Genomic DNA, 25,205 nt, shown 5'->3' on the forward strand with positions numbered 1-25,205 from the left:
GCTGAATGGAGCCCAGCAGTCCAACACCGCGAGCGCGCGCATCACACTTCTCGCTTCAGATCTGAGCACGATCCGGATATATCCGAATCCCTGGCGCAAAGACAAACACCAGGGACACCCAGTGACTTTCGATACCCTGCCCCCCAACAGCACCGTGAAGCTCTATACGCTCTCCGGACACTGGATCAAGACGCTGAACACCGCCACCGCTTCGGCGGAATGGAATCTGGATAACGACGCCGGGGACAAGGTCGCCAGCGGAATTTATCTCTACGTAATCACGAACGACCAGGGGCAGCGAGTGCGTGGCAAGGTAGTGGTCATTCGGTGATAGGGCATCCGCCATTACGGCGCTGGCGGACCGCCGCTTCGGCCACGCACGAAGTCCGTCTGGGCCTCAGTGGCGGGAAAACCCGCGGCAAATTGGTGGTCATAAAATAATGATAGTCAATGAGAATTGTAGGGGCGCACCGCTGTGCGCCCGCCATCCGGATACCGTCATTACATATGATGCGGCCCTTAGGCCGATGCATTCTGTCGATGTAATATCCGGGCGCACAGCGGTGCGCCCCTACAGTTACAACTTTCTGCGCCCTTTAACCTGTTGCTTCTTGATGTTCGCCTTTCAGTTAGCCCCATCTTCCCTCCGGGCCGCCACCTTTTATGTGGACGGCTTTCGTCCGAATGATACAGGCAATGGATTATCCTGGTCTACAGCAAAGAAATATATTTCGACTGGGATTCAGCTTATGGCCGGGGGAGACACCTTGTACGTAAAAGACGGCACTTACACGGGGGCAAGCAATAGAATTTACGGTATCCCCAATGGCTCGGCCGGCGCCTACACAAAAATTCTCGCCGAAACGGATTTTGGAGTCACTCTTGACAATACCATGGGGACACCGGGATCCGAACAGTATCCAGCGACTGTTGATGGAGTGAGTTATGCTCAAATCCAGGGATTTAATGTCCGAAATGTTACGGGAGGCGTTAATCATTTCTGGGTGCACGATTCCGATCACATTAAAATTATCCGCTGCTCATCCGATGGGATTGCGGGCACAGGGAACAGCCCCGGCAGTTCTTTTGTAGCGGAAGGCGGCATCGGTTCGACGTATGTCTTGTTTGAAGAATGCTTCTCTTACGGTGGTGGCAGATATGCATTTGAAGTGGGGGGTCATGGCACGACAAGAAACATTGTCTTTCGCCGATGCCTGGTCCGGTGGGATTTTTCAAATGTGACGGAACCGATTTCCTGTTTCAATGCGTATGATGTGGACCATGTATATTGGCAGAACTGTATCGCGATAGACGGGAAGGATATCACCAGCCAGCCTTCCTACACCTACAACGGTTTAAAAGGGTTTTTTAATGCCAATGGCGGCGACCATTATGACTATCAAGGCTGCATTGCTCTCAACATGGAAGGGATGGGCTTTTATTTTGAAGAGAGTCCTGTCTCAAATATCTCTCTTCAAAACTGTGTTGTGTGGGGTACTCAATATCAGGGAGCCGCAAGAGGTTATTCTCCGATCGTTCTTGCCTTCGAGTACGGCACAGGACCGGTAACAACAACTCATTGCACGCTTGGAGTCAGTAGCTACTCTCAGGCGATACAGAATGAGAATCAAGATGCCCGCTTTACCAACTCAATCCTCTATGGGTTTAATTCATTAGGAAGTGGCTCCTATGCCTTGGACAATTCCGGAATTCTGACGGCTGAAGACTATAACTGTTTCCATGGGAATACAAGGGATATAGCCACGGCAATGGGTAGTCATGATGTAACTATTAACCCATTGGCAAATGGACTTAAATATATGACTCGGATCGAAACAGGGTACGCTCTTAAAACCGCCGGGCAAGGCGGGACTCCGATCGGAGCCGAAATCCTTTACAAAATGGGTGTGGATGGCACTCTGTATGGTGAAACGGGATGGAATTCATTAACAACTGATCCGCTTTGGCCGTTTCCGAACGAAGGGGTCATCCGAACCGCTTGCCGCGCTTTCCATAAAGATACCGGAGCAGCCTACACGGGAAGTCCTGTCATGGATGGTGCCAGAGGTTTTTGTGCTGATGGCCAGACTTTAACTAAATATATCTGGGAATACTTGGGCAACCCCTGCCCAGCCGGCATCTGCGAGCAAGGATCCTCGCCGACAACCTATTATGTTGCCGTGAACGGGAACGACACAAACCCCGGGACCCTAGCGCAGCCTTTCGCAACCATCAGTAAAGCCCTGACCGTGATGCAGGGCGGCAATACACTCATTGTTCGAAACGGCACCTATACGGACCGGGCGGGGATGCTGGTGAATGATCACGCCAGCGCCGTGATTCCCAGCGGCACCGTCCAACAGTTCACGACGATTCAAGCGGAATCCCCATTCGGGGTCCGTCTAAAGTGGACCCAGGGACTCGACTACTACGATGCCCCTGTTTTGATCGAACGGGCTCAATATGTACACGTCGATGGGTTCATCTACGAAATGCTCAATCAGGAATCGCCGTCCTATGTCGTGGATATTGAATCCAACAACAACAAAGTCACACGCACGATTGTGAAACGCTCTCATGTAGATGCCTATGGCGGATGGTATGTGCTCGGCGGATATGACAACCTCGTTGAAGATGCGGCAGGCGTCGGGGCGGCCCGTTATGGATTCTTTGCCGGCAGCGCGGATGCGGCCACCGGACGAAATATCTTTCGCCGCTGTGTGGGACGCATGGACTTTGCCAATACCGCTCAACCGAAAGCGACTTTTTGCTTCTACGGGAATAACGCCGGGAATAATGCCCGGGATGCCTACTTTCAAAACTGTATCGCTATGGATGGTCAGCGGCCGAGCAGCAACGGCGGCGAAGAAAAGTACGGTGGTTTCTACAACCCAAAGAACGCGACCAACGTCCATTTCCAAGGCACCATTGTTCTCAATGAAGACGTGGGTTACGCTGGGATGTTCGTTCGTGAACTTTCTGCTCTCGACACGAGCGTCGAACATGCGGTGGTCTATGATGTCCATAGTTCCGGAGTGGCAGGGATTCGCGCCAACGCTTCCGCAGGAGGGTATTACACGATCAATCGCTGTACGATCGGAGCGGCTCCATTCGGCTACTACAACGAGGACAGCGGGACGACCCGAAACCTCACTCAAACGCTGTTTTATTCCAATGGCGCACTGGCGGACGGAACCGATTACGGTTGGACGTCTATCACTAGCAACGCCTTCTTTCCGGCAGGACAAGCCACGGGATCAAATCCGATTACAAATAATGTGACTCTCCACTATCTCCCGCGGTCAGACTTAGCGACCGTAGGGGCCACGATTCTTTATCGCTACGGGGTCTCTGGCACACGCTGGGGAGAAACCGGATATAACCAACTTACCGGCGAATCGCTTTGGCCCTGGCCGTATGAGGATTCCATCGCTTCCGTGTTCTCTGAACAGTTGAATCCGCCGGCAGGCTACACACCTACAACCAATAACAGCAGCCGGGGCTTCATTTCAAAAGGTTTGACGCACTATATATGGGAGTACTTGGGCAATCCATGTCCTTCGAACATCTGCGAAAGCAGCTCGAACACGGCTCCAACCGTCGCTACCGCGGCTTCCGCTTCCCCAAGCCCGGTCACCGGAACGACCGCCACTCTTTCCGTCCTGGGTGCCGATGACGGCGGCGAAGCGAATCTCACCTACACCTGGGCCACCACCGGCACGCCTCCGGCCGCTGTCACCTACAACCGTAACGGTACCAATGCCGCCAAGAGCGTCACCGCGACTTTTACCCGCGCTGGCTCCTACACCTTTCAAGCCACCATCCGGGATGCTGGCGGCTTGAGCGTCACTTCCTCCGTAAGCGTAACCGTCAGCGCCACCGTGAACAGTATTGCCGTAAGTCCTGTGAGCGCCACCGTGGCCGTCAATACTACTCGTTCCTTTAGTGCTACAGCTTCAGACCAGTTCAGCCGTGCTTTGACCACCCAACCTACCTTTACTTGGACCGTCTCCGGCGGAGGCAGCATCAACAGCTCTGGCCTCTTTACGGCTGGTTTTTCAGCCGGCGGTCCTTACACCGTCACCGCTACAGCATCCAGCCACAGCGGCACCGCTCAAGTCACGGTGAGTCTCAATAGCCCCCCCACCATCCAGCTCATCAGCCCCGCTGTTGGGGCCACCTACACCGCCCCGGCTACTGTTCTCTGGCAGGTCCGGGTGACTTCCGGCACCGCTGCCTTGAGCCGGGTCCAGCTTTTGAACGGCAGCACCGTCCTGACCACCTTCAATAACCCGTCTTCCGGTTTACTAAACTACACCTGGTCGAGTGTTCCGACCGGTAGCTACAGCTTGAGCGCGGTTGTGACAGATACCCAGAGCTTGACGAACATGGCCAATGGTTCCATCGCCGTCAACCCGGCTCCGGTATCCCCCCTGCCGGATCCGGATCTCTCGGGACTCGATGGCAAGACGTTCTTGGCCAACGACACCTTAAACTTTACCTACAGCGCCGCCGCTACGGGTTTTAATTGGACCATCAACCCGCTTGTCGCCACAGCATCCCCTCGAAAGAATGCCAGCCTGGCCAAAGCCTCGGTCCCGACAACCAGCCCACAACTGCACCTGCTGGATTTGAACCTGGCTCCGGGACGCTATCAGCTGACGGTGCAGGCGCTGAACGGAGCGCAACAGTCCAATACGGCAAGCGCGCGCATCACCTTGCAAGCGTCTGATTTGAGCACGATCCGGATATATCCGAATCCCTGGCGCAAAGACAAACACCAGGGACATCCAGTGACTTTCGACACACTTCCCCCCAACAGCACCGTGAAGATCTATACGTTGTCCGGGCACTGGGTCAAGACGCTGGCCACTTCTACCGCTTCGGTGGAATGGAACCTGGATAACGACGCCGGGGACAAGGTGGCCAGCGGGATCTACCTTTATGTGATCACCAACAACCAGGGACAAAAGACCCGGGGGAAATTGGTGGTCATTAAATAATCCCGCTCATAACTCCACAATATTTACACGGCTTGACACTTCCTCAGACGGTAACGTATCTACGCATGATCTTTTAAATGGTCCCCAAAATCCACTCAAACACTGCAAAAAGTTAACACCACCGAAACACAATCGCGATTTGTTCGCAATATTCAAGTATTACCCTTCTAGTATGGCAAGCAGTTGCCAGTCTTTCACTGGGAGGCAGAAGACGATGAACACTGAAAAGAGGGGCCGGCTTTATCCTATAACGCTTTTGTTAATCCTGGGACTTGTATTCCCCCTTTCGGGTCCGTCCTATGCCTCTTCCGGGACTGAGGGCGCCTCATTCCTTGATATCCCGGTCGGCGCCCGCCCCGCTGCTCTTGGCGGCTCCTACAGCGCCCTGGCCTCCGATGCCTACGCCCCGGTCTGGAATCCCGCCGGCCTAGGCTTCCTGCAAGGCCCTGAACTCGCCGGACAGCACCTTTCCTATATAGACTCCATCCACTATGAATTTCTGAGCTTCGTTTATCCCCTCCACAAAGGCCGTTCGCTCGGCGCCTCGATCCAGTATCTCGGCACCGGCGATATGGACGGCACGAATCTCGATGCTACCCCGGCTGGTTCTTTCTCCAGCCACTACGCCTCTTACAATCTCGCGTATGGTCAGACCCTCACCGACCGCCTCTCTCTCGGGGTCACCGGCAAGATGATTAACGCCAAACTGGCGGATGTGAGCGCCAATGCGTATGCCTTAGACTTCGGATCCTTATACCAGGTCCGCCAGAACCTGACCGCCGCCGCCACACTGACCAATATCGGGAACCGGCTGACCTTCCTGTCGGACGGTGACCCACTGCCGATGGCCCTGCACCTGGGAGCTTCTTACGATCCCATCTCGCGCCTGGGGCTGACCGGCGAATTCGTTTACCCCCGCACAGGCCTGGCCGCCTGGCACATGGGCGCGGAGTGGCGCCCCTTGCCGACAATCAGCTTGCGCACCGGCTACAAGACCGATACGCTCAAAGAGCTGGGCACCATGGCCGGACTCACGGCCGGCATGGGGATTCAAGTCTGGGGACAGGAATTCGCGTATGCCTGGTCGCCGTACGGGGACCTGGGCAACACGCATTATTTCTCGCTGTTGATGCGCTTCGGCGAAACGGAAAAGGCGAAGCGGAACCTGATCAAATACCAGTCAGTGAAACGGCCCCACGGGACCGCGAAAACGATCAGCTCCGACGAATTCGAATACGAGCAGTTGCAGGAGCTGTTGAACGAAGGCTTCGACCACATGGCGAAGAAACGGTAACCGCCCCTGAACCCAGGATCCAAAATGAACCTCGCTAAACGCTTTTCAGTCGCGCTTCTGCTGGGTGTATCGCTGATCGCCGGATCACTCCCCCTGCCCTCCAATGCCGCGAGTGAGCATGTCACTTTGAAGGCTTCTGATTTAGACACCTTCCGGGTGTATCCGAACCCCTGGCGCAGCGACAAACATAAGAGTTATCCGGTAACCTTCGATTCCCTGCCCCCCAATAGCACCGTTAAGCTCTACACTCTGTCCGGGCACTGGATCAAGACGCTAAACACCTCTACCGCCTCGGTTGAATGGAACCTGGATAACGACGCCGGCGATAAGGTCGCCAGCGGAATCTATCTTTACGTGATCACGAACGACCAGGGGCAAAAATCGCAGGGCAAACTGGTTGTCATAAAATAAGCTCGGTAAACGGACAAACAATTCTCACTATTTCCTCCATGAGTTAACACCAATTAATAATACTATTGACGGAAGTGTGTATCCATGTTAGGAAACAAAATGTTAACGTGGATCGATTTAGGTACAGTAACCAGTTAACACAACCGCAATACAATTGCTATTTGTTAGCAATATTCAGACCTTATCCTTCTAGTGTCGGGAGGCGGTGCATGCTTCAACTGGAGGGGAGTAGACGACCATGTATACTCAAAAGCGGTGGCAGCTTCATTCTGCAGAGCTTTTGTTAATCCTGGGACTGGTTTTCCCTCTTTCGGGTCGCTCCTTTGCATCCTCCGGAACAGAAGGCGCCTCATTTTTTGACATTCCGGTCGGGGCCCGCCCCGCGGCGCTTGGCGGCGCCTACAGCGCTCTGGCAACCGATGCCTACGCCCCGGTCTGGAATCCAGCCGGACTCGGCTTCCTGGAAGGCCCGGAACTCGCCGGCCAGCACCTGTCCTACTTGGAATCTATCCACTACGAATTTCTAAGCGTCGTTTATCCCCTCCGCAAAGGCCGCTCCCTGGGCGCCTCAATCCAGTATCTGGGAACAGGGGATATGGATGCGATGAATCCGGACGCGACCTCCGCCGGCACGTTTTCCAGCCACTATGCTTCTTACAATCTCGCTTACGGACAGGCCCTCACGAACCGCCTGTCTCTCGGGGTTACCGGCAAGCTGATTAACGCCAATCTCGCTGACGTGAGCGCCAACACCTTCGCCGTAGACTTCGGAACCTTATACCAGATTCGCAAGAATCTGACCGCCGCAGCCACGGTAACAAATATTGGGAAGAAGTTGACGTTCCTGTCGGAGGGTGACCCGCTGCCCACCGCGCTGCACCTCGGCGCCGCCTACGACCACTCGCCGCGCCTCGGACTGATCGGCGAGCTTGAATATTCCCGGACAGGCCTGGCGAGCTGGCATATGGGGGCGGAGTGGCACCCCATGCAGATGATCAGCCTGAGGGCGGGCTACAAGACGGATACCCTCAGCGAGCTGGGTGCTTTGGCCGGGCTAACGACCGGCCTGGGGCTTGAAGTCTGGGGACAGGAATTCGCCTATGCCTGGTCTCCCTACGGAGATCTTGGGAACACCCACTATTTCTCGCTCCTTTTCCGCTTCGGCGAAGCGGAAAAAGCCAAACGGAACCTGATCAAATACGAATCCGTGAAACGGCCCCACGGGATACCGGCCAGCGCGGACGAAATAGAATACAACCAGCTGCAGGAACTGTTCAACGAAAGCTTCAATCGCCCGGCAAAGTAAACGTCGCGGGTGCCGATCCATGGACCTCTTCCAAACATTGTCTCAAACAAGCGCCTGATCAAGGCGCTTGTTTTTTTGGCACGAAGCGCTGGAATTTGGATAATGATTCAGTCGACACGGTGACCAGTGGGAACTTATGAAACAACGACTCCTAATCGCTGCACTCCTTTTGAGTTCATGGAGCAGCCCTATTTTCGCGGCTTTGCCCGTCATTTTTTACTCTGATCTGGTCTCAGGACCGAAGACCGGCGGCGAGAATAACAAAGGGGCTTATGTCACGATCTTCGGCAAGAACTTTGGCGCGACCCGAGGGGCCAGTTCCGTCTCGATCGGCGGCGGGCAAGCCGATAATTATCCAGTCTGGTCAGATTCCAAAATCAGTTTCCAGCTTGGGGCGGGTCCCAACACCGGCAACATCACAGTCACCACGGCTGATGGGACATCAAACGGGATCCCCTTTAGCATTCGTGCGTGCAACATTTCTTTTGTTTCCACCAGCGGCAATGACGCAGGAGGAGGCGGTATCAGCGACCCCTGGCGGCATCTCACCAAAGTCCGTCAATCTCTCGCCAAAGGCGGCATCTGCTATGTGCGAGGCGGGACGTACACCGATACCGATGAAGGAGCCGGCAACAGCGGTTATATTTTCTACGTGAGCGGTTCTTACCCCTGGGGAAGCGGCGCGCCAGATGATGGCGCACCGTATTGCCTGGTCGGCTATCCAGGAGAAACGGTAACGTGGCGAGGCGATAATCTCGTCGCCAATTATGTGAATGACACCAGTTATGCTGCGCTGAACTCCAATATTGTTTTCGCCAATATGATTATGGACGGGAACAACAACAACCATGGGATGGTGGGCTGGAATGGTGTGGCCAATGACGCAACCTACAGGGTTAAGAATGTCCGGTTTGTTAATTTGGACATCAAGAATTATCAATTACTTTCTGCTCAAGCCGGCGGCGGCGCTTCGCAGATCGGTGTAGGAGGTGCCGGGCCTGTCGATAACGTAAAGATCTTAGGTTGCCAAGTCCATCACGTGAGAAGCTGGACATCGCTGGATCATCTGGTTTACATGACCGCAGGCGGTGATAACTACGAAATAGCCTGGTGCGACACGTTCGATCTAATGGCTTCGGATAGCGGTTATCCCGGATACAATATTCAGTTTCATGCGGGTGGCTTTTCCGATTACGATGATTTTACGAATGTCAGCGTGCACGATAACAGGGTTCACGATAATCACGGCAGAGGCGGCATAAATTTTGCCGACAGAGTCATTTCAGCGAATTGTTACAACAACGTCATTTTTGATATTACCAGCACCGGTTCCTATGTCGGATTCCCGGTAAGATTACAGTCCCAATCCCCAGGAACTGTCAATTTTTATAACAATACGATTTATACCGCCGGGACTGAATATTTGACCGCACTGATAGATTTTTCCCGCACCAATACGTTCTACGTCAGAAATAATATCTTCTATACAGCCAATACCAAGGCGTATTCGGATGTCAGTTTCAGCCCGACCATCGTTGCTTCAAACAACCTTTTTTACGGAAATGGTGCTCCTCCTTCGTGGGCAAGCGGACAGCTGAATTCTGATCCGTCATTCATTAACGAAGCCGGATATGACTTCCACCTGCAGAGCCTAAGTCCCGCCATCGGTGCTGGAGTCACCATCGGCGGATTAACAGCCGATTTTGACGGCGTGCCTAGGCCTCAGGCGTCCAACGGCCAGTTTGCCATCGGCGCTTACGAGTACAACGTCGGCTACGTGCCGCCTCCGCCGGCACCGCCGCCCGGGGATACCCCGCTTCCTCTCCCCCTCGCCGAAACGACACCGCTGAGCAGTATTCGAGCGTACCCCAACCCCTGGCGGAGCGACCGCCATCAGGGACTTCCCGTGACCTTCGACAACCTGACGGCCAATAGCACCCTCAAGCTTTACACACTGTCCGGACATTGGATCCGAACGCTGGACACGTCCGCCGGATCGGCCGGATGGGATTTAAAGAATGATTCCGGTGACAAGGTGGCCAGCGGGATTTACCTTTACGTAATCACCAATAACCAGGGGCAGAAAACCAAAGGCAAACTGGTGATCATAAAGTAGTGATTATTGAAGAGCTATTTACCCGGAGGACATGCTTTTGAACAGGTTGAATGTGATCGACAGAACCTCTTTTTCAATTGCTGCATTAGTTATCTCCTTGTGTTCATTGAGCTTTGCAGCGCCACCCGCTCTTTTCTACTCCGATCTGACCTCCGGGCCTAATACAGGTGGGCAAAATAACGGAGGCGCATTCGTAACGATTTGGGGTAAAGGTTTCGGGGCAACCAGGGGAACAGGTTATGTTGCCGTCGGTGGAGGACCCGCAAGTAATTATCCCATTTGGACTGACACGAAAATATCATTCCAGCTCGGCGTCAGCGCACAGACCGGGAATATCGTTGTCACCAATTCAAATGGATCATCCAATTTTCTTCCTTTTACCGTCAGAAGCGGAAATATTTATTTTGTCAGCACGGACGGCAGTAACAGCAACATTGGAAGCCATGAGAATCCCTGGAGAACTATTATTCATGCCAAGAACACAATAATCCCCGGCGATATTGTTTATGTGGAAAATGGCGTAAGTCAGACAACAGAGGACACTGACAATGCAGCGGTCAATTTGGGTTCTCATGGAACAGCCGCTAATCCAAAAGCATTAATAGCGTATCCAGGGGCTACGGTTAACATCGGGAGCCCTTCGCTTGAAAGAGGTATTGGTCTTTGGGTGACCGGCGGAGCAGGCGGCTATCTTGGCAAATATTGGGTGATCTCGCAGTTTCATTTGACCTCAAACGGCTCGGTTCTTCCGGGTGGCTATGGATGGAGAATCATCGGGAATACCCTTACCGCGCCAAGTGGAGATGGAGCCAGCGCGGCGATTGAAGGAAATGGCAGCGGATTAAGAATACTGGGAAATGAACTTTACAATATCGGCAAATCCGAGCCCCAGAAGTTATATCACAACATTTATATCGACAATAATGAGGTTGGCACAGTTGCTTCAGATTTCGAAATCGGCTGGAATACGATAAGAGATTCAACGGCCAATAGAGGAATCCAGTTTTTCTCAGGAGAGGGTTACATCGAAAACGCGTCCATTCATGATAATGTCATTTATAACTTAAGAGGAAATGGAATTAATATCAATCAAAACACGCAGGGCGTTTTTAATGTTTACAACAATATTATTTACAACACCGCAAAAGGGCCGGACTTCCTCGACGGTCAAACGTCTTATGCTGGCATACTGATAAGCAGCAATCGGAACGCATCCGTCTATCTCTACAATAATCTGGTTTATGACAGTGGGTACAGCCCTCACGAATCAGATTCCGGCCTTTTGAGTATTCTGGATGGAAGTGTTTATATACGGAATAATATTTTTTATTCAAACGGCACAACTTATGCGCAGTACCTGGTTCCTGGAAGTATTGACCCCGTATCCAGCAGCAACAATCTTTGGTGTGGCAATGGGGCGCCGCCCGTCTGGGATACATCCGCTTTAAATTCCGACCCGCATTTTTATAATTTTCCTACGAAGGATTTTCATCTCCAATCCGATAGTCCAGCCATGGACGCAGGTTCTTCACTGGTCAATTCAATCGTTTCCATGGACTATGATGGTCTTCTTCGCCCGCAGGGTCCGGCCTATGACATCGGACCTTATGAATATAATTCCGGCTACACACCCCCGCCGCCACCCGGAGGCAATCCGCCGCCTCCTCCCTTACCCGAATCGGCTATCTCGAACACCATTCGGGTGTACCCTAATCCCTGGCGAGGCGATCGTGTCGCCACGGGCATCACCTTTGACCAGATGACGACTGGCAGCACGGTCAAGATCTTTACCACCAGCGGCCGACACATTCGTTCGCTCGACGCCCCTTCAGGTTCGGTGATCTGGGACCTGAAGAACGACTCCGGAGACAAGGTGGCCAGCGGGATTTATCTTTACGTGATTACCAACAACCAGGGGCAGCGAGTGCGTGGCAAGGTAGTGGTCATTCGGTGATAGGGCATCCGCCATTACGGCGCTGGCGGACCGCCACTTCGGCCACGCACGAAGTCCGCCTGGGCCGCAGTGGCGGGAAAACCCGCGGGAAACTGGTGATTATAAAATAGCGAAACGAGCTGTAAAAACAGCTCGTTTCGGACATCTGAATTGACATCGTAAGTTTACCTCGCCTCTATCGTGCCGTAACATTCATCCGTGATCCTCAATGTATGGAAAACTTTTGTGTTTGCGGCCACCACCGCACTGACCATCACCCCTTCCAGGGTTTCTGCCAGCGAGAAGGTTGTACCTGCTTGGAATACCAGGAAGATTCTTCGGCTGATCCTCACAACTCATAAACGGTTAGCCAACACGAGGGAGCTGTTCGCCGCTCAGGAAATCCAGCGAGCGCAGAAAACCGCTGAGCGGTTTGATGCGATGCGTTTATTCCACATCAAAAGACAGGACTTCGATGCGAGAGGGCGGGAAAAACGTGATTTCGAGCTCGGCGCCCTCCAGCAGGGTTCCCTTGGCCAGCACGGCAAACGTCTCCCGGAAGGAATTCTCCTGGATTCCCATGAACTGCCCGATTTTGAGCCTCACTTTGCGAACGGAGGTGGCGCCTTCCTGGCGCGCGTGCTCGGCGATGCCTTTGATCAGCGGCTCGATGAGATGGGTTTCATGCATGAAGGGCCTCTTGAATGTCCGCCGCCAGTTGCGTGATCGCCTTCTGCATGGGTTCGGATAGTTCTTCGCAGAAAGCCGTGGTTTGCGGCTGGACACCCAATAAATAAATAGTCGCCGTGGTGCGCGATTGCAGACATTCCATGAATAAATGGGGCGATAGCGTATGGGTGGTCAAACCGCTCCTCACGATGTCCTCTTTTTTTAAAAGCGCATAGTGACCTGGCGACAGGTCCAGATGAACGGCATCGGCCAAAAGAACCGTGTCGGGATTTTCCCGACTGATGCGGCCGAGGTAATTTTCAGGAGCTGTTCCGGCATCGATACAGATGGCGCCGACCCGGCCCTCGAGCCGTGCCATCAGGTACGGGCCGAAGCCGTCATCGCCGCGCAGAATGTTCCCGATGCCGAGCAAAACGACCTTTCCTTTCAGAACGGACGTCCAGGGAATTTCCATAAGATTTTTTAGGCCCCGCGAGGCCGTGACTAGGCAGTGAGGGTGGTTTCTCTTCGGCAAGGGGCGCAGAGAATCTTCATCCGGTCCGCACGGCCCTGGTCCTTGGCCGCGGCCCTGAGATTGTCATCGATAATCCCCAGGCTCTGCAAGCGGGCTTCATAGAGCGTCGGGCTGGAATAAGTGAGCTCGCCGATTTTCTCGGCAATCCATTTCAAATGGTCCTTGCCGGTGATCACCGTGCCGCAGATCTCGCAAAGCTGCAGTTCTTTCTCGATGGTCTCAAAGGACTGCGTCTTGCGGTCAAAAAAGGAGAGCTCCCAATCCGTCGAGCACTTAATGCCTTCGTGGTCCGCGATGCAGGCCGCCTGGCACTCACCGCAAAAAATGCAGGTGTCCGAGTAGTGAATCATCGTCCGCACGGCTTTTCCAGTGGTCACGCGGTCTTCGTGGGCGATGGCGTTCACCGGGCAGACCTGCTCGCAGGCCAGGCATCCCACACACTTCTCGGCGTGGAATTTGGGCTGGCCACGGAAGTTGGGATGCGGCTGAAACGGTTTCTTCGGAAAAGAGGACGTATAGGGCCCGACGATCACCGCCCGGACCGCCTCGCAGAGTTCCCTCAGTTTAGGCCATTTCATTTTTTGTCCTCAGAATAGTGATCGACCACGGTCCCTTCCCAGAGCTTAATCCCGGCGCGGTGGGCGCTGCGGGCAATCGCGTGCGCGGCTACAGGGTTGGTCAAAACGATAAACAACATGCAGAGAAGGGCTTTCACGCCGCCGCCCAGGGGGCCGGTAATGAGAAAGGTTCCGAAAAGGATACTACAGGTGCCCAGCGTAACGCACTTGGTCCCGGCCTGCAAGCGGAGGTAAAGGTCAGGTAAGCGCACCAGACCGATACACCCGAAGATGTCAAAAGCCAGGCCGATGGCGACAAAAATGAAACCCAACCACTCAATCATCGAAGTCCTTCCCTTCCAGGAATTTGCAGAGCGCTAACACGGTAATAAAGCTCTGCAACGCCCAGGCGATGCCGATGTCCAGGTACCACGTGCGCCGCGTGGTAATCGCCAGCACGGCACAGAGGCCGGTGATCATCACACCCAGTAAATCGACCGCCACAATACGATCCGCGCCGGTGGGCCCGCGTGCGACCCGGTACAGGCACAAGAGGCTGGCCAGAATAAGAATGTACAGCGCCCGCCCGAAAAACGGGGCCAACGAAAGCTTTGGGTAAAAAAGAAAAGGCAGCGGCCGCAGCACGATCATCGCCACGATCCCCACCAGAATCCCCGCACCCATCCACCAACGCCACTGTTTCATCGTACCCCTCGCCTATTCAAAAACTTTTCTGAGCATGGATTCGAAGCGCTGCACCACGAGCCTGGTCCGCTGCCCGGCGTCGGTTTCGGAGACCGTCATGCAGTGCACATAAATCAGCCCTTTTTTCGAATCGATGTCCACCGTCGTCGTGCCCGGCATTAAGGAGACCGAGTTGGCCAGGATCGTGAGCCCCATGTCTGACTTGATTTCTGTTTTCATCCGGATGATTCCAGGGCGGATCGGCAGGCGCGGATGAAGAACGCGGTAGGCCACGTCCAAATTGGCCTTGAAACTCTCCCACCAGAAATAAGGGAAATAACGGAAACAGAACGTGAAAAGCCGCGCGGGCTGCAGAAATAAACGGCTGGGCTGCGTGATGGGGAGGCCCTCCGTCATGAAGGCGACGAGCGCCGCCACCGGCACGCCCAAGAGCAGCGCCTGCCATCCCGGCATCCAGTTCAACAGACACCAGACCAGGTAGCAACTTGAGAAAAGGATGATTCGTCTATTCAACATTCCGTTTTATCCGATTAGTTTGGCGTAAAGAGACCCATTCAGCAAAACCTCCGACGCATGCCGGAGAAACGCTTCCTGAATTCCAGGAAGAAGCAGCAATCCTCCCCCCACGCATAAGATCGCCAGGATCACCATCGCACACCGCATCAAGAGAGGAACCTCCTGGACCTGCCGGAGACTCTCAGGTAATGCGCCGGCAAAGGTCTGCTTCATCGCCTTGGCCAGATATCCCATCGTCACCACACCAGCCAGCACCGCCCAAGCCGCGTAGCCGAAATACCCGGCCTGAACAGCCGCAAAAATGATGAGCAATTTGCTCCAAAATCCCCCGAACGGAGGAACCCCGGCAATGGACATGGCGCCGATCATTCCCGTAGCGCTCGTCACCGGCATCCGCTGAGACAGACCGCCCATCTTGCGCATATCACGCGTCCCGGTGGCGTAATCCACCGCCCCCGATGTCAGGAATAGAAGGGATTTTCCTACCGAGTGGTTAAACAGGTGCAAAAGGCCCCCAAGAATTCCCAAGGGAGTCCCCAACCCGATACCGAAGACGATGTAGCCGATCTGGCTCAGGGACGAGTAGGCCAGAAGTCGCTTAATATCCCACTGCCCTACCGCTGAGAATGCCCCGACTCCCATCGAGAGAGCCCCCAAAAAGAGCAGAACCGAACGCAGCATGGGGGTCATGCCCAACACGCAAAATAGGACCCTGAAAAGGGTATAGACACCAAGGCATTTGATGATGAGCCCGGAGAGCATCGCTGAAATGGGCGCGGGTGCGGAGGGGTGTGCATCCGGCAACCAGGCGTGAAAGGGAACGAGTGCCGCTTTGAGGCCAAAACCCATGATAAACAGCACAGCGGCCATAGGGACCACCCGGCCGCCCCCCTTCTCGGCGATGACTTTGGCCATGTCAGCCATGTTGAGCGTCGAGCAGTAGGCGTACAGAAACGCGATCCCCAAAAGAACAAAGGCGGCGCCCAGGGTATTCATGACGCCGTACTTAAAGGCGGCCTCTAATTCGTGTCGCTCAGTCCCAAAGGCGACGAGCGCACAGGCGGAGAGCGACGAGACCTCAAGGAATACAAAAAGATTAAAGAGATCGCCGGTCACAAGGATCCCGTTCATGCCGGAGAGGGTCATCAGGAAAAGCGCGTAAAACTTCCCGGGCGATGTGTACTTCTTCATATACGAGATCGCAAAAAGAACGATGCAGCATGCCACCAGATGCACGGTCACGAGCATGAAGACCGTTAAGCCGTCTTCCACCAACAGAATGCCGGCCGGAGGCTTCCATCCTCCGGAGAAATGGACCAGCGTGGACTGCGCATGCTGCACGCCGATAGAAAAAAACGACAAGGCGAGCAAGCTGAGGGTGACCAGCAACGTGGTCCCCTCTGAGAATCTCCGTAGTTTCCACCCGAAGAGCATAATGAGAAACACCCCGGCCAGGGGCAAGACAACAAAAAACGGAATTAGTCGAGTCGCGGTCATCCTTTAAGCTCCGAGATCTTGGTAATGTCGAAGGTGCCGTATTTCTCGTAGAGACGCAGGGCCAGCGCCACCAAGAGAAGCGTGGTGGCCACACCAATGACGATCGTGGTCAACACCATGGCCTGCGGCAACGGATCCACCATGTTTTCAATGGGGATATCCGGGGACAGCACAGGCGCCCGTCCATTCATCCGGTAACCGACCAGGATAAAAAGCAGGTTGGAGGCGTACTCGCAGATAATCAGTCCGATAACAATCTTGATGACATTGCGCTTGCGCACCACGCCATAGAGACCGATGCAGAAAAGAACCAGGCAAAGCCAATAGACCATCATGGTTTTTTCTCCGCATCCAGATGGAATAACATCAGCGCGGCAAAGGCCCCAAACAACGCGCCCGTCACAATGAGCAGGATGGCCAAGTTGCAGAGCGGGATGATGCCGGCGCTCCAGTATTGGAAAGGGCTGCCTTTCCCAAGAAAATTAAAGAAGAAATGGCCTTCACGACCCAATCCGAGTACCCCGACGGCCAAAAGAAGCAGCGCCCCGCTGGCCGCCAGAATCCGGGTCGCCGAACGCGGCAGGATCCGAAACGCTTCATCCTTTCCAAAGACCACCATGAGGAGAACAAACCCAAGCGCCATAATCACCCCGCCCGCAAAACCGTCGCCATGCGTGATCGGGCCATGGAAGACGATATAAAAACCAAAAAGGAACATCAGCCGCACGACGGAGCGGGCCGCGGTCCTCACCACGCGCGACAGACTTGGACCTGTCACCATCTTCATTCTTCTTCCTCCTCTGTGACACGCCCGGTGATCCATTTTCCGTTCCGGCGCAGCAGAGTGAGTACACCCACCAAAGCCGCCAGTAAAGCCGTCATCTCGCCCAACCGGTCATAGACCCGGTAATTCATTGAAACCGCAGCCACGAGATTGGTCGCCCCGGTCTGGGCCAAGCCTTCCTGGAGGTAAGTCAGAGACACGCGAGGAACCGGGTATCCAAACTTGGGCAGTTCCGCCAAAGCCTTCCAAGCCACCGTCAAAAAGATCACGGTAAACACCAGGGTGATGCTGGTGTTCAACAACCAGCGGCCGGAGGTTGAAAACGGAAGATCCTTCCGGATGGTGGCACGAATCAGGATGATGAGGCACAGGATTTCGACCACCAGCTGGGTGATGGCCACATCAGGGGCTTTAAGAATCAGGAAGACCATCGATAGCCCCAGGCCCACCGCGCTGACGGAGACCACCGCAGACAGCAGGTCCTTCAGCTCGATCGCGATGAGCGCCGCCACGATCATGAAGCCCAACAAGGTGTAAAGTTCAATCATCCGCTATCCCATTAGAAAGAGGAACAGAATTGCTGCGCCGAACAGCCCCCATGACAGATACGTCGGCAAAATTCCATTGTGAAGGTACTGCATCAACCGATTGACCCTCAGGGTGAGTTCAACTCCAAGATCATACGGATCAAACCGCCGTTTTTCAGCCAACCCGTAAATGGTTTTTAAGCAGCCCCACTCGCTGATCGTGTGGTAGAACTCCGTGCCCGACACCCGCATTTCCGGATACTCTTCCACGGTTTCTCCACCCGTAAAGATGGCGGTTTCCCGCGTCTTGGCCATCGTGCCGACCCAATAAATGAGAAGACCCACAAGCATTCCAACGACAAGAAGGACGGTGGTCAAACCAGCGTTCCAAATTCCCGGGTAATCCACCGCAGATCCCAGGCTTGGGAAGATCCACATTCGCAACGGTAAGGACGCGGCAAATACACCAAAAAGGAGACATAGGACCGCCAGCGTGACCATCGGGATCTGCATCGAGAGGCCGACTTCGGCCGACGGCGTTTTGCGCTGCTGCTGTTCCACCGAGGGCTGTCCGAGGAAAACAGCATGCACAACCTTCATAAAACTGGCCAGGGTCAAGGCGCTTCCAAACATGGCCGCTACAAGCCAAACCAGGCCCAGCGGACTGCCGGTACGAGCCGATTCAATGATCCCTTGATAGATCATCCACTTGGAGGCAAAACCATTCAAAGGAGGAACCCCGGAAATGGCCAACGCCGCCACCAGGAAAGCGCCGAAGGTCACCGGCATCGCCCGCGCCAAGCCTCCCAGCTTATCCAATTCGGTTGTCCCCGCGTTTTTCTCAACGGCACCGCCACCCAGGAAAAGACAGTTTTTATAGATCGCATTATTCAGCATGTGAAACAATCCTCCGGCGATGCCCACCGGATTTCCCGTGCCGATTCCCAAAACCATGTAGCCGACCTGGCTGACCGCGTGATAGCCCAGCAATCGCTTCAAGTCATGTTGAACCAACGCCATCATCACGGCCGCCACGATGGTCAAGCTTCCAGCGGTCATGAGCAACGTGTTCATGGCCGGCGTCATCTGAAACAAACCGAGTGAAAGACGGACCAGGAGATAAATCCCCAAAAGTTTATCCAAGGACGCCGGAAGATAGGCGGTCACCGGAATGGGCGCGTCCTCCGCGGTATCCGGAACCCAGGAGTGGAAGGGCATCGAGCCCGCCTTGGCCAGGGCGCCGGAAGCCAGACATAAATAGGCCACGATGGCGGACCGGCTCGTCAAAGCCACATGGATATCGCTCATCCGCAGAAATCCGGTCAGGCGCCAGAGGAGGGCGATGCCCAGAATCATCAGGACATCAGCGCCGGCAACGATGATCAAGGCCTTCTTGGCCGTGGCCGGAGTCCGTTCCCGGCGGCCGAAATGGATTAAGAGATACAGTAGAAACCCGAGGAATCCCCAGCAAACGATGAAGACAATCAAATGGTCGGCAAAAACAGCTCCCAGAGAGGCCACGAGCGTCAAAATGACATAGGCGTAATAACGGCCCAATCCCGAGCGCCCGCGCAGGAATCCAACCGAGTAGAGAACCGTCAGGGCAAAAAAGAACAAGACGAACCCGCCGATAAAAAGGGAAAGGGGATCGCTTCTAAAATAAGGGATCAAAAGACTCATTCCACTCCCATTTCCTTTCGGAGCCGCTGCGTTTTTTCCTGCGAAAGCCGGACCAGGTCTTCCCCGCTGTAGAGCTGGGTACCCTTCAGGTTGCGCACCGCCAGCCGCTCGGTGCAGCAGTAACAAGGATCGATGCCCGCCAGAATAATCGTCGCATCCGAAATCGTTTGTCCCACCACCGTCGCTTTGTACGTCGGAAGGTTCATGAACGTGGGGGCACGGATTTTGTGGCGGACGGCCCGGTTGGTGCCATCACTGCGGACATAATGGAAACACTCCCCCCGCGGCGCTTCGATATGCCCGATCCCCTCTCCGGACGGGATGCTCTTGATCTTGGCATCAATCTCGCCGGGCGGCAGGCGTGTCAGACACTGCTTCAGGATTTTGACGGATTCAAAAGTCTCCAGCACGCGCACAACCAGTTTGTCGAACACGTCGCCATTCTGACAAACGATCATGTCCCACTCCACTTGATCGTAGGCGGCGTAGGCGCAATCTTTTCGGAGGTCCCGGGCTATCCCCGAGGCCCGCGCGGTCGGTCCGAGCGCGCCGTAACGGATGGCATCCTCCCGGGACAGAACACCGATCCCCTTGGTGCGGGCATGCAGAACAGGATCATCCATCACGGCCTTGCGGAGCATGTCCAGGGTGGGCAGAATCGAATCGATTTTCTTCAACACAATGGGGATGTCGTCCGCTTTGATATCGCGCCGGACCCCGCCGGGCCGGAACATGGCATAGTTGTTCCGGTTGCCGGAGAGAATCTCCATAACATCCAGGATTTCCTCTCGAAGCTTCCAGGCCCACATGAACACCGTGTTGTACCCGAGAAAGTGACCCGCCAGGCCCAGCCAGAGGAGATGCGAATGAACCCGTTCTCCTTCAGCGATAATCGTCCGGATATATTTGGCCCGTTCAGGGACTTCCATCGGAAAGATGTCCTCCACAGCCTGGGTGAAGGCGAAGGGATGGCTCGTCGAGCAAATCCCACAGATCCGCTCTACCACAAAGGTGGACATATCGAACGTTTTCATCTCCGACAGTTTTTCAATACCGCGGTGGTTGTACCCGAGGTGAACGTCGATGTCCACCACTCGTTCGCCATCCACGGTCAAGCTGAAAAACTCCGGCTCCTCCTGGAGCGGATGATAGGGTCCGATGGGGACAATGGTTCGAACCATTACACGCCCCTGTCCCGGATCGCTTCCGGATCCCACTCTTTATAATCCTGGCGCAACGGATATACATCTTTCGGCCAGTTGTCGGGGAGAAGCAGTCTTCGCATATCGGGGTGCCCTTTGAATTCGATCCCCAGCAGCTCGTGGATTTCGCGCTCAATCCAGTTGGCCGCCTCCAACTGCGGCGTCACGGAATCGATCGACAGATGCGACTTCTCCAACCGCACCCGAAGCGAAATCACCACATTGATCTCCTCCAACGTGAAGTGGTAGAGGATTTCCATGTGCTCACGCATATCCACTCCGGAAGCGATATTAAAACGCGCCCCTAAATCTTTGTGAAGATAAAGAACCCATTTCCGAATCGCGTCGGGCTTAATGTCGACATAAATTCGTTTGGGTGATTTTTCGACGAGCGAAAGGATATCGCCTCCTAATTTTTCCCTTAAATCCTTGAGAACCGCTTCCCGAGTCATTAGGGCCTCGTTTCCGTCTGCCATTTACGACGCATTCTTCACCTTCTCAATCAGCTTCACGACACCGGCGATGATCGCTTCCGGCCGGGGCGGGCAACCCGGGATGTAAACGTCCACCGGGATAATCTTATCGATCGGGACGGGGCAATTATAGCTTTGGATAAACAATCCCCGGGACAGCGCGCATTCCCCGATGGCCACCACCAAACACGGTTTCGGCACTTGGTCGTAGAGCTTTTTGACGCGCTCCATGGATTTGCGGTTGGCCGAACCGGTCACGAGCAGAACATCGGCATGCTTGATGCTGCCCGCCAGAAGCATCCCGAAGCGTTCAATATCAAAACGCGGCGTCAAGCAGTCCAGCACTTCGATGTCGCAGTTGTTGCAGCTGCCGGTCGAAAGGTGGAACACCCACGGCGATTTCAATAAAGCGGTCAATTTGGCACCCATCTTATTTCCCCACCATCGCCAGGACAACGGCTGCCGCCGCAACCCACGTCACCGGTCCCCAGAAAAATCGAATCGCTTGATCGATCCGCACCCGCGGATTGGTATTGCGAATCACGGTGATCAGGGCCACCAACCCGACGTATTTGAGCGCCCCCCAGAGGATATCGAGGCCGCCCCGAACTCCCCCGAGAAAGAGCATGATCAAAAAAAACGGCAGCACAAAAAGAAGCATGCTCTTCGTCAGCCGGTAAACCGCGAGCGCCGCGCCCGAATACTCCACCAAAGGACCGCTCACGATCTCAGTTTCCGCTTCCGCCATATCAAAGGGAACCAGTCCCAGTTTGGCCTGCATGCAGAGGATCGCCACCCCGAAAGCTAAAACACCTGAAAGGTTCCCCGCGATCGCACCGCTTTGCGCCTGTGTGTTGATGATGTCTCCCAGACGGAAGGAATAACCGGTCTTAATCACCGGCACCACCATCGCCAGGACAAACGGCAATTCATAGCTCAGGATGGCCTTCATCTCGCGTGAAGCGCCCACGCTGGCATAGGGGCTCCGGGAGGCAAATCCACCCATCATGATACTGATCGAAGGGATGGTCAGCAGATACAACACCACGATCAGATCCCCTCCGAAGGTCTGTGAAGGGGCACAATTGTTCAGCCACAAAAGCGTCGAGACCACTCCGGCGCTGGCCAAGCCGACCAGGGGTGCCGAAAAAAAGGTGATCCGCGAAGCACCGGCCGGCACCAGATTCTCTTTACCGAGCAGTTTCACCAGGTCAATAAAGGGCTGCCAGAGGGGCGGCCCGACCCGGTACTGAACCCGCGCGGTCACCTTCCGGTCGATCCCACTCGCCAACAAGCCAATCACAGCGGTCATGAAGAACCCCAGGATTAGAAAATAGAGAATCGGAATCATGCTTTTTCCCGCTTCCAATGCGTTGAATGGACGATGAGATGGTCTCCCACCAAAAAGGTGTTTTCATCGAGCGCTATGGATCCGCTTTTGAGGCTGAGCGCGCCGTGAGGGCAGCTCTTGATGCAGAGCGGCTCTCCCTTCTGACCCCGGCGATCCAGACAATAATCACAGGTATGAATCAATAAAGGGACATTCTCCGGGTAAATCGTTCCGTACGGGCAGGCGTGCGAACAGGATTTGCAGCTGACGCAGCGCAGCGCATGGCGGACCAGCATATTCCCTTTATCCTTCTGCTGTTCCAGCGCGTCTTTCGGGCACGCGTTGACGCAGTGGGGCTCTTCGCAGCGGCGGCAAACCAGCGCGTAAGTGGCCAACTCGGCGATGGATACAATCCCGTTGTTGCCCGGCTTCTGGGTGTGATAATAGTAGCTGCACTGAATCTCGCACGTCGAGCACTCCCCCGTAGCACACTTGTCGAGATCCACATACAACCGTTGATCGTCCCCTTTCACAGGCGACGCGGCCAGCTGGCCATGATGGAGTTCTTCAGCGCTCGTGGTCACAAAAGCATCCGATCAATCCCAGATTTCATGAAAATTTTTGATCTTGTCGTACCGGAACACGGGCCCGTCTTTGCAGGGGTAGTAGACCCCCAGCCGGCAGTGGCCGCATTTGCCGACCCCGCAGGACATGTTCTTCTCCATCGAGAGGTAAAGATTTTCCTCTTTGAATCCCATTTCCAAAAGCTTTTTGGCCCCAAATTTCATCATGATGGGCGGGCCGCAGACAATGGCGACCCCCGTTGCGTAGTCCATCTTGACGCTGTCAAAAATGGTGGTGACCACGCCGACGTTCCATTTCCAGCTTTCGTCGCCTTTGTCCACGGTCAGATCCAGATTGAGATCGGATCGTTTGGCCCAACCCTCGACTTCCTTCCGGTAAAGAAAATCACCCGGGGTCTTGCACCCTCCGCGGAAATACAACTGCTTAAATTGCCCGCTCAAATCGAAGAAGGAATACATGAGGCTGCGCAAGGGCGCAAAACCGCATCCGCCGCCGACCACCAGGACTTCCCGGCCTTTAAATTCGTCCAGGGGATAACCGTTTCCGAAAGGGCCGCGCACACCGATGACGTCCCCTTTTTTGAGTTGATGCACTTTCTCCGTGACTTTTCCCACCCGCATCACGCTGACTTCCAGAACGTCCGCCACCGCCGGACGTGACGAAGGCGTAAAAGGGGCTTCCCCGACGCCGGGGATGGTCAGCTCCACAAACTGTCCCGTACGAAAGCTGAGGGCCTTTTCCGGCCGGAAGCGGATGGTTTTAATCGTCGTTGTTTCCGGAATGACGTCTAAAACTTCCGCCTGCATCGGTTGATAGGGGTTCATGATCTCAGACACGGCTGACCTCATTAACCAATCGTTTTAAGACCCGCCGGATGTCGATCTTCGCGGGACACGCGGTAATGCAGCGGCCGCATCCGGTGCAGGCATAAACCTGGGCTACCTTGGGGAAGAAATCAAATTTTTTCTCGAATCGATTGCGCAGCCGCATCCAGAGCCGCTTCCGGGGATTGGCGCCGCCGGCTACCCGGGCGTAATCCTTCAGCATGCAGGAATCCCACACGCGAGACCGCATCAAGGTGTCGCCTTCCTTCTGGTCATAAAGAAGAAAGCAGTGACACGTCGGGCAGATCTGGGTGCAGGCGCCGCATTCCACACACGTCTTGGCTTCGTCTTCCCATATCCCGGAGGCGAAATTCCGTTCGATCATGCCGGAGAACCGCTCCTGGTTCGGGACCTCATGGGTCTTCAGGTTCTGCTCAACCGCTTGAACAACTCGGACCCGCTGCTCATCCCGAAGCTGAACATCTTTGTCGGTGACTCTCTTAAATAAGGAGGCGTGCTGCTGCAGCCAGTTACTCCCTTTGTCCGAACCGGCTTCGACCAGAAAGCGGTCTTCGAGAAGTGACAGGTTCAGGTCAAAGTCTTCGGTGGGATAGGGTTTGACGCCAACCGCCAGGCAAAAACAGGTATCAATCGCGCAGGTGCAGTCGGCACTGATGATCAGATTGTCTACGCGGTTTCGGTTATAGAAGGGATCTGGAAACCCATGGTTTTTAAAGACGTGGTCCTGAATCTTAAGACCTTTCAGGTCGCAGGCCTTGACGCCCACAATGGCCTGCGGTTTACGGGGGGTGGGGTTGTCGGAGCTGAACCCTTCCGCAATCCGCTCCCGGGCCCGCGAAAAAAACGCCTTCAGCGGCTCAAAAGGCCGGACTTCTCCGATCACCAGGTTGTCCGCGACCGCCGTATATTTTTGGAAGAAACGTTGGTTTTGTTTTTTGACGGGGACAAAGACGTCGAAACGATCCGAGAGCTTGTTTAAAAACCCGGCGAGGTCCGTCTTCTTTAAAATGACAAATTTTTCCATCGTTAGTTTTTTCTGCCGTCCATTCTCGATGGAGTGTGTTGTGTTCTATTGGACGTCATATCCTATTGATCGTTATCGGTTCGAACAAGGTTTCTATCGTATTTTTTAGAGTCCAGCCGGGAGAGTGAAAGCATAAAACTCAGTTTCTTTTCTGCCACTTCCACGGATTAAGGTACTTTATACATTTTTTTAAAAAATTTTCCCACTACGAAT

25 protein-coding genes are annotated in these 25,205 nt (G+C 54.6%); 7 read left to right on the forward strand and 18 right to left on the reverse strand.

The annotated features are described in order from the left end of the window. The 7 genes from WC859_09205 to WC859_09235 form a co-directional block, all read left to right on the forward strand. Positions 1–331, forward strand: a 331-nt coding sequence (locus WC859_09205; protein MFA5976322.1) for a T9SS type A sorting domain-containing protein, incomplete at its 5' end; no start/stop codon positions are given. Between the two features lie 436 nt (positions 332–767). Continuing rightward, positions 768–5,003, forward strand: a complete 4,236-nt coding sequence (locus WC859_09210) for a T9SS type A sorting domain-containing protein (GenBank protein ID MFA5976323.1) — start codon at positions 768–770, stop codon at positions 5,001–5,003. A gap of 214 nt (positions 5,004–5,217) precedes the next feature. Continuing rightward, positions 5,218–6,297 carry a PorV/PorQ family protein gene (locus WC859_09215; protein ID MFA5976324.1) on the forward strand — a complete coding sequence of 360 codons (1,080 nt, stop codon included), beginning with the start codon at positions 5,218–5,220 and terminating at the stop codon, positions 6,295–6,297. A gap of 24 nt (positions 6,298–6,321) precedes the next feature. After that, the gene (locus WC859_09220; GenBank protein ID MFA5976325.1) at positions 6,322–6,708 is read left to right on the forward strand and encodes a T9SS type A sorting domain-containing protein; all 387 of its coding nucleotides are present in this window, start codon (positions 6,322–6,324) and stop codon (positions 6,706–6,708) included. Between the two features lie 238 nt (positions 6,709–6,946). Beyond that, the gene (locus tag WC859_09225) at positions 6,947–8,014 is read left to right on the forward strand and encodes a PorV/PorQ family protein (protein ID MFA5976326.1); all 1,068 of its coding nucleotides are present in this window, start codon (positions 6,947–6,949) and stop codon (positions 8,012–8,014) included. 136 nt (positions 8,015–8,150) lie between these two features. Beyond that, positions 8,151–10,130, forward strand: coding sequence for a T9SS type A sorting domain-containing protein (locus WC859_09230; protein MFA5976327.1), 1,980 nt, complete (start codon positions 8,151–8,153; stop codon positions 10,128–10,130). Positions 10,131–10,167: 37 nt separating this feature from the next. Next, complete coding sequence (locus WC859_09235; protein ID MFA5976328.1) at positions 10,168–12,084, forward strand: choice-of-anchor Q domain-containing protein; 1,917 nt, start codon at positions 10,168–10,170, stop codon at positions 12,082–12,084. A 426-nt stretch (positions 12,085–12,510) separates the two neighbouring features. Here the strand turns inward: WC859_09235 and WC859_09240 are convergent, their stop codons facing one another. The 18 genes from WC859_09240 to WC859_09325 are packed head-to-tail and all read right to left on the reverse strand — an operon-like array spanning position 12,511 to position 24,992. Next, the gene (locus tag WC859_09240; GenBank protein MFA5976329.1) at positions 12,511–12,753 is read right to left on the reverse strand and encodes a hydrogenase maturation nickel metallochaperone HypA; all 243 of its coding nucleotides are present in this window, start codon (positions 12,751–12,753) and stop codon (positions 12,511–12,513) included. Beyond that, on the reverse strand, positions 12,746–13,207 hold the full coding sequence (locus WC859_09245; protein MFA5976330.1) for a hydrogenase 3 maturation endopeptidase HyCI: 462 nt from the start codon (positions 13,205–13,207) through the stop codon (positions 12,746–12,748). The genes WC859_09240 and WC859_09245 overlap by 8 nt, the downstream gene beginning before the upstream one ends. 29 nt (positions 13,208–13,236) lie before the next feature. Further along, complete coding sequence (locus WC859_09250) at positions 13,237–13,845, reverse strand: 4Fe-4S dicluster domain-containing protein (GenBank protein ID MFA5976331.1); 609 nt, start codon at positions 13,843–13,845, stop codon at positions 13,237–13,239. Beyond that, positions 13,842–14,168: a monovalent cation/H(+) antiporter subunit G gene (gene mnhG / locus WC859_09255; GenBank protein ID MFA5976332.1), complete on the reverse strand. Its 327-nt coding sequence runs from the start codon at positions 14,166–14,168 to the stop codon at positions 13,842–13,844. The genes WC859_09250 and mnhG overlap by 4 nt, the downstream gene beginning before the upstream one ends. Further along, a complete protein-coding gene (locus WC859_09260) occupies positions 14,161–14,529 on the reverse strand; it encodes a cation:proton antiporter (GenBank protein ID MFA5976333.1) in 369 nt (122 codons plus the stop codon). Before WC859_09260 ends, mnhG begins: the two co-directional genes overlap by 8 nt. 12 nt (positions 14,530–14,541) lie before the next feature. Continuing rightward, a complete protein-coding gene (locus WC859_09265; GenBank protein ID MFA5976334.1) occupies positions 14,542–15,045 on the reverse strand; it encodes a Na+/H+ antiporter subunit E in 504 nt (167 codons plus the stop codon). Positions 15,046–15,051: 6 nt separating this feature from the next. Next, positions 15,052–16,542: a proton-conducting transporter membrane subunit gene (locus WC859_09270; GenBank protein ID MFA5976335.1), complete on the reverse strand. Its 1,491-nt coding sequence runs from the start codon at positions 16,540–16,542 to the stop codon at positions 15,052–15,054. Then, positions 16,539–16,877, reverse strand: coding sequence for a sodium:proton antiporter (locus WC859_09275; protein MFA5976336.1), 339 nt, complete (start codon positions 16,875–16,877; stop codon positions 16,539–16,541). Before WC859_09275 ends, WC859_09270 begins: the two co-directional genes overlap by 4 nt. Further along, entirely contained in the window at positions 16,874–17,329 is a 456-nt protein-coding gene (locus WC859_09280; protein ID MFA5976337.1) for an MnhB domain-containing protein, read from the reverse strand. The genes WC859_09275 and WC859_09280 overlap by 4 nt, the downstream gene beginning before the upstream one ends. After that, positions 17,326–17,874, reverse strand: a complete 549-nt coding sequence (gene mbhE / locus WC859_09285; protein ID MFA5976338.1) for a hydrogen gas-evolving membrane-bound hydrogenase subunit E — start codon at positions 17,872–17,874, stop codon at positions 17,326–17,328. The genes WC859_09280 and mbhE overlap by 4 nt, the downstream gene beginning before the upstream one ends. 3 nt (positions 17,875–17,877) lie before the next feature. Continuing rightward, the gene (locus tag WC859_09290) at positions 17,878–19,533 is read right to left on the reverse strand and encodes a proton-conducting transporter membrane subunit (GenBank protein MFA5976339.1); all 1,656 of its coding nucleotides are present in this window, start codon (positions 19,531–19,533) and stop codon (positions 17,878–17,880) included. Continuing rightward, positions 19,530–20,714, reverse strand: a complete 1,185-nt coding sequence (locus WC859_09295; protein ID MFA5976340.1) for a nickel-dependent hydrogenase large subunit — start codon at positions 20,712–20,714, stop codon at positions 19,530–19,532. Before WC859_09295 ends, WC859_09290 begins: the two co-directional genes overlap by 4 nt. Further along, a complete protein-coding gene (locus WC859_09300) occupies positions 20,714–21,211 on the reverse strand; it encodes an NADH-quinone oxidoreductase subunit C (GenBank protein MFA5976341.1) in 498 nt (165 codons plus the stop codon). The genes WC859_09295 and WC859_09300 overlap by 1 nt, the downstream gene beginning before the upstream one ends. After that, complete coding sequence (gene nuoB, locus WC859_09305) at positions 21,212–21,637, reverse strand: NADH-quinone oxidoreductase subunit NuoB (protein MFA5976342.1); 426 nt, start codon at positions 21,635–21,637, stop codon at positions 21,212–21,214. 1 nt (position 21,638) lies between these two features. Then, complete coding sequence (locus WC859_09310; protein ID MFA5976343.1) at positions 21,639–22,559, reverse strand: complex I subunit 1 family protein; 921 nt, start codon at positions 22,557–22,559, stop codon at positions 21,639–21,641. Next, entirely contained in the window at positions 22,556–23,122 is a 567-nt protein-coding gene (locus WC859_09315) for a 4Fe-4S dicluster domain-containing protein (GenBank protein MFA5976344.1), read from the reverse strand. The genes WC859_09310 and WC859_09315 overlap by 4 nt, the downstream gene beginning before the upstream one ends. 12 nt (positions 23,123–23,134) lie before the next feature. Next, positions 23,135–23,959, reverse strand: a complete 825-nt coding sequence (locus WC859_09320) for an FAD/NAD(P)-binding protein (GenBank protein MFA5976345.1) — start codon at positions 23,957–23,959, stop codon at positions 23,135–23,137. Beyond that, entirely contained in the window at positions 23,952–24,992 is a 1,041-nt protein-coding gene (locus tag WC859_09325; protein ID MFA5976346.1) for a 4Fe-4S dicluster domain-containing protein, read from the reverse strand. The genes WC859_09320 and WC859_09325 overlap by 8 nt, the downstream gene beginning before the upstream one ends. Positions 24,993–25,205: the final 213 nt, after the last annotated feature.

The organism is Elusimicrobiota bacterium, assembly GCA_041660185.1.
Classification (GTDB): domain Bacteria; phylum Elusimicrobiota; class Elusimicrobia; order 2-01-FULL-59-12; family 2-01-FULL-59-12; genus JBAZWU01.

Coding starts and splice junctions, on each gene's coding strand:
- WC859_09215 (MFA5976324.1), top strand. CDS start 5,218: ATGAACACTGAAAAGAGGGGCCGGCTTTATCCTATAACGCTTTTGTTA.
- WC859_09220 (MFA5976325.1), top strand. CDS start 6,322: ATGAACCTCGCTAAACGCTTTTCAGTCGCGCTTCTGCTGGGTGTATCG.
- WC859_09225 (MFA5976326.1), top strand. CDS start 6,947: ATGTATACTCAAAAGCGGTGGCAGCTTCATTCTGCAGAGCTTTTGTTA.
- WC859_09230 (MFA5976327.1), top strand. CDS start 8,151: ATGAAACAACGACTCCTAATCGCTGCACTCCTTTTGAGTTCATGGAGC.
- WC859_09240 (MFA5976329.1), bottom strand. CDS start 12,753: ATGCATGAAACCCATCTCATCGAGCCGCTGATCAAAGGCATCGCCGAG.
- WC859_09245 (MFA5976330.1), bottom strand. CDS start 13,207: ATGGAAATTCCCTGGACGTCCGTTCTGAAAGGAAAGGTCGTTTTGCTC.
- WC859_09250 (MFA5976331.1), bottom strand. CDS start 13,845: ATGAAATGGCCTAAACTGAGGGAACTCTGCGAGGCGGTCCGGGCGGTG.
- mnhG (MFA5976332.1), bottom strand. CDS start 14,168: ATGATTGAGTGGTTGGGTTTCATTTTTGTCGCCATCGGCCTGGCTTTT.
- WC859_09260 (MFA5976333.1), bottom strand. CDS start 14,529: ATGAAACAGTGGCGTTGGTGGATGGGTGCGGGGATTCTGGTGGGGATC.
- WC859_09265 (MFA5976334.1), bottom strand. CDS start 15,045: ATGTTGAATAGACGAATCATCCTTTTCTCAAGTTGCTACCTGGTCTGG.
- WC859_09270 (MFA5976335.1), bottom strand. CDS start 16,542: ATGACCGCGACTCGACTAATTCCGTTTTTTGTTGTCTTGCCCCTGGCC.
- WC859_09275 (MFA5976336.1), bottom strand. CDS start 16,877: ATGATGGTCTATTGGCTTTGCCTGGTTCTTTTCTGCATCGGTCTCTAT.
- WC859_09280 (MFA5976337.1), bottom strand. CDS start 17,329: ATGAAGATGGTGACAGGTCCAAGTCTGTCGCGCGTGGTGAGGACCGCG.
- mbhE (MFA5976338.1), bottom strand. CDS start 17,874: ATGATTGAACTTTACACCTTGTTGGGCTTCATGATCGTGGCGGCGCTC.
- WC859_09290 (MFA5976339.1), bottom strand. CDS start 19,533: ATGAGTCTTTTGATCCCTTATTTTAGAAGCGATCCCCTTTCCCTTTTT.
- WC859_09295 (MFA5976340.1), bottom strand. CDS start 20,714: ATGGTTCGAACCATTGTCCCCATCGGACCCTATCATCCGCTCCAGGAG.
- WC859_09300 (MFA5976341.1), bottom strand. CDS start 21,211: ATGGCAGACGGAAACGAGGCCCTAATGACTCGGGAAGCGGTTCTCAAG.
- nuoB (MFA5976342.1), bottom strand. CDS start 21,637: ATGGGTGCCAAATTGACCGCTTTATTGAAATCGCCGTGGGTGTTCCAC.
- WC859_09310 (MFA5976343.1), bottom strand. CDS start 22,559: ATGATTCCGATTCTCTATTTTCTAATCCTGGGGTTCTTCATGACCGCT.
- WC859_09325 (MFA5976346.1), bottom strand. CDS start 24,992: ATGGAAAAATTTGTCATTTTAAAGAAGACGGACCTCGCCGGGTTTTTA.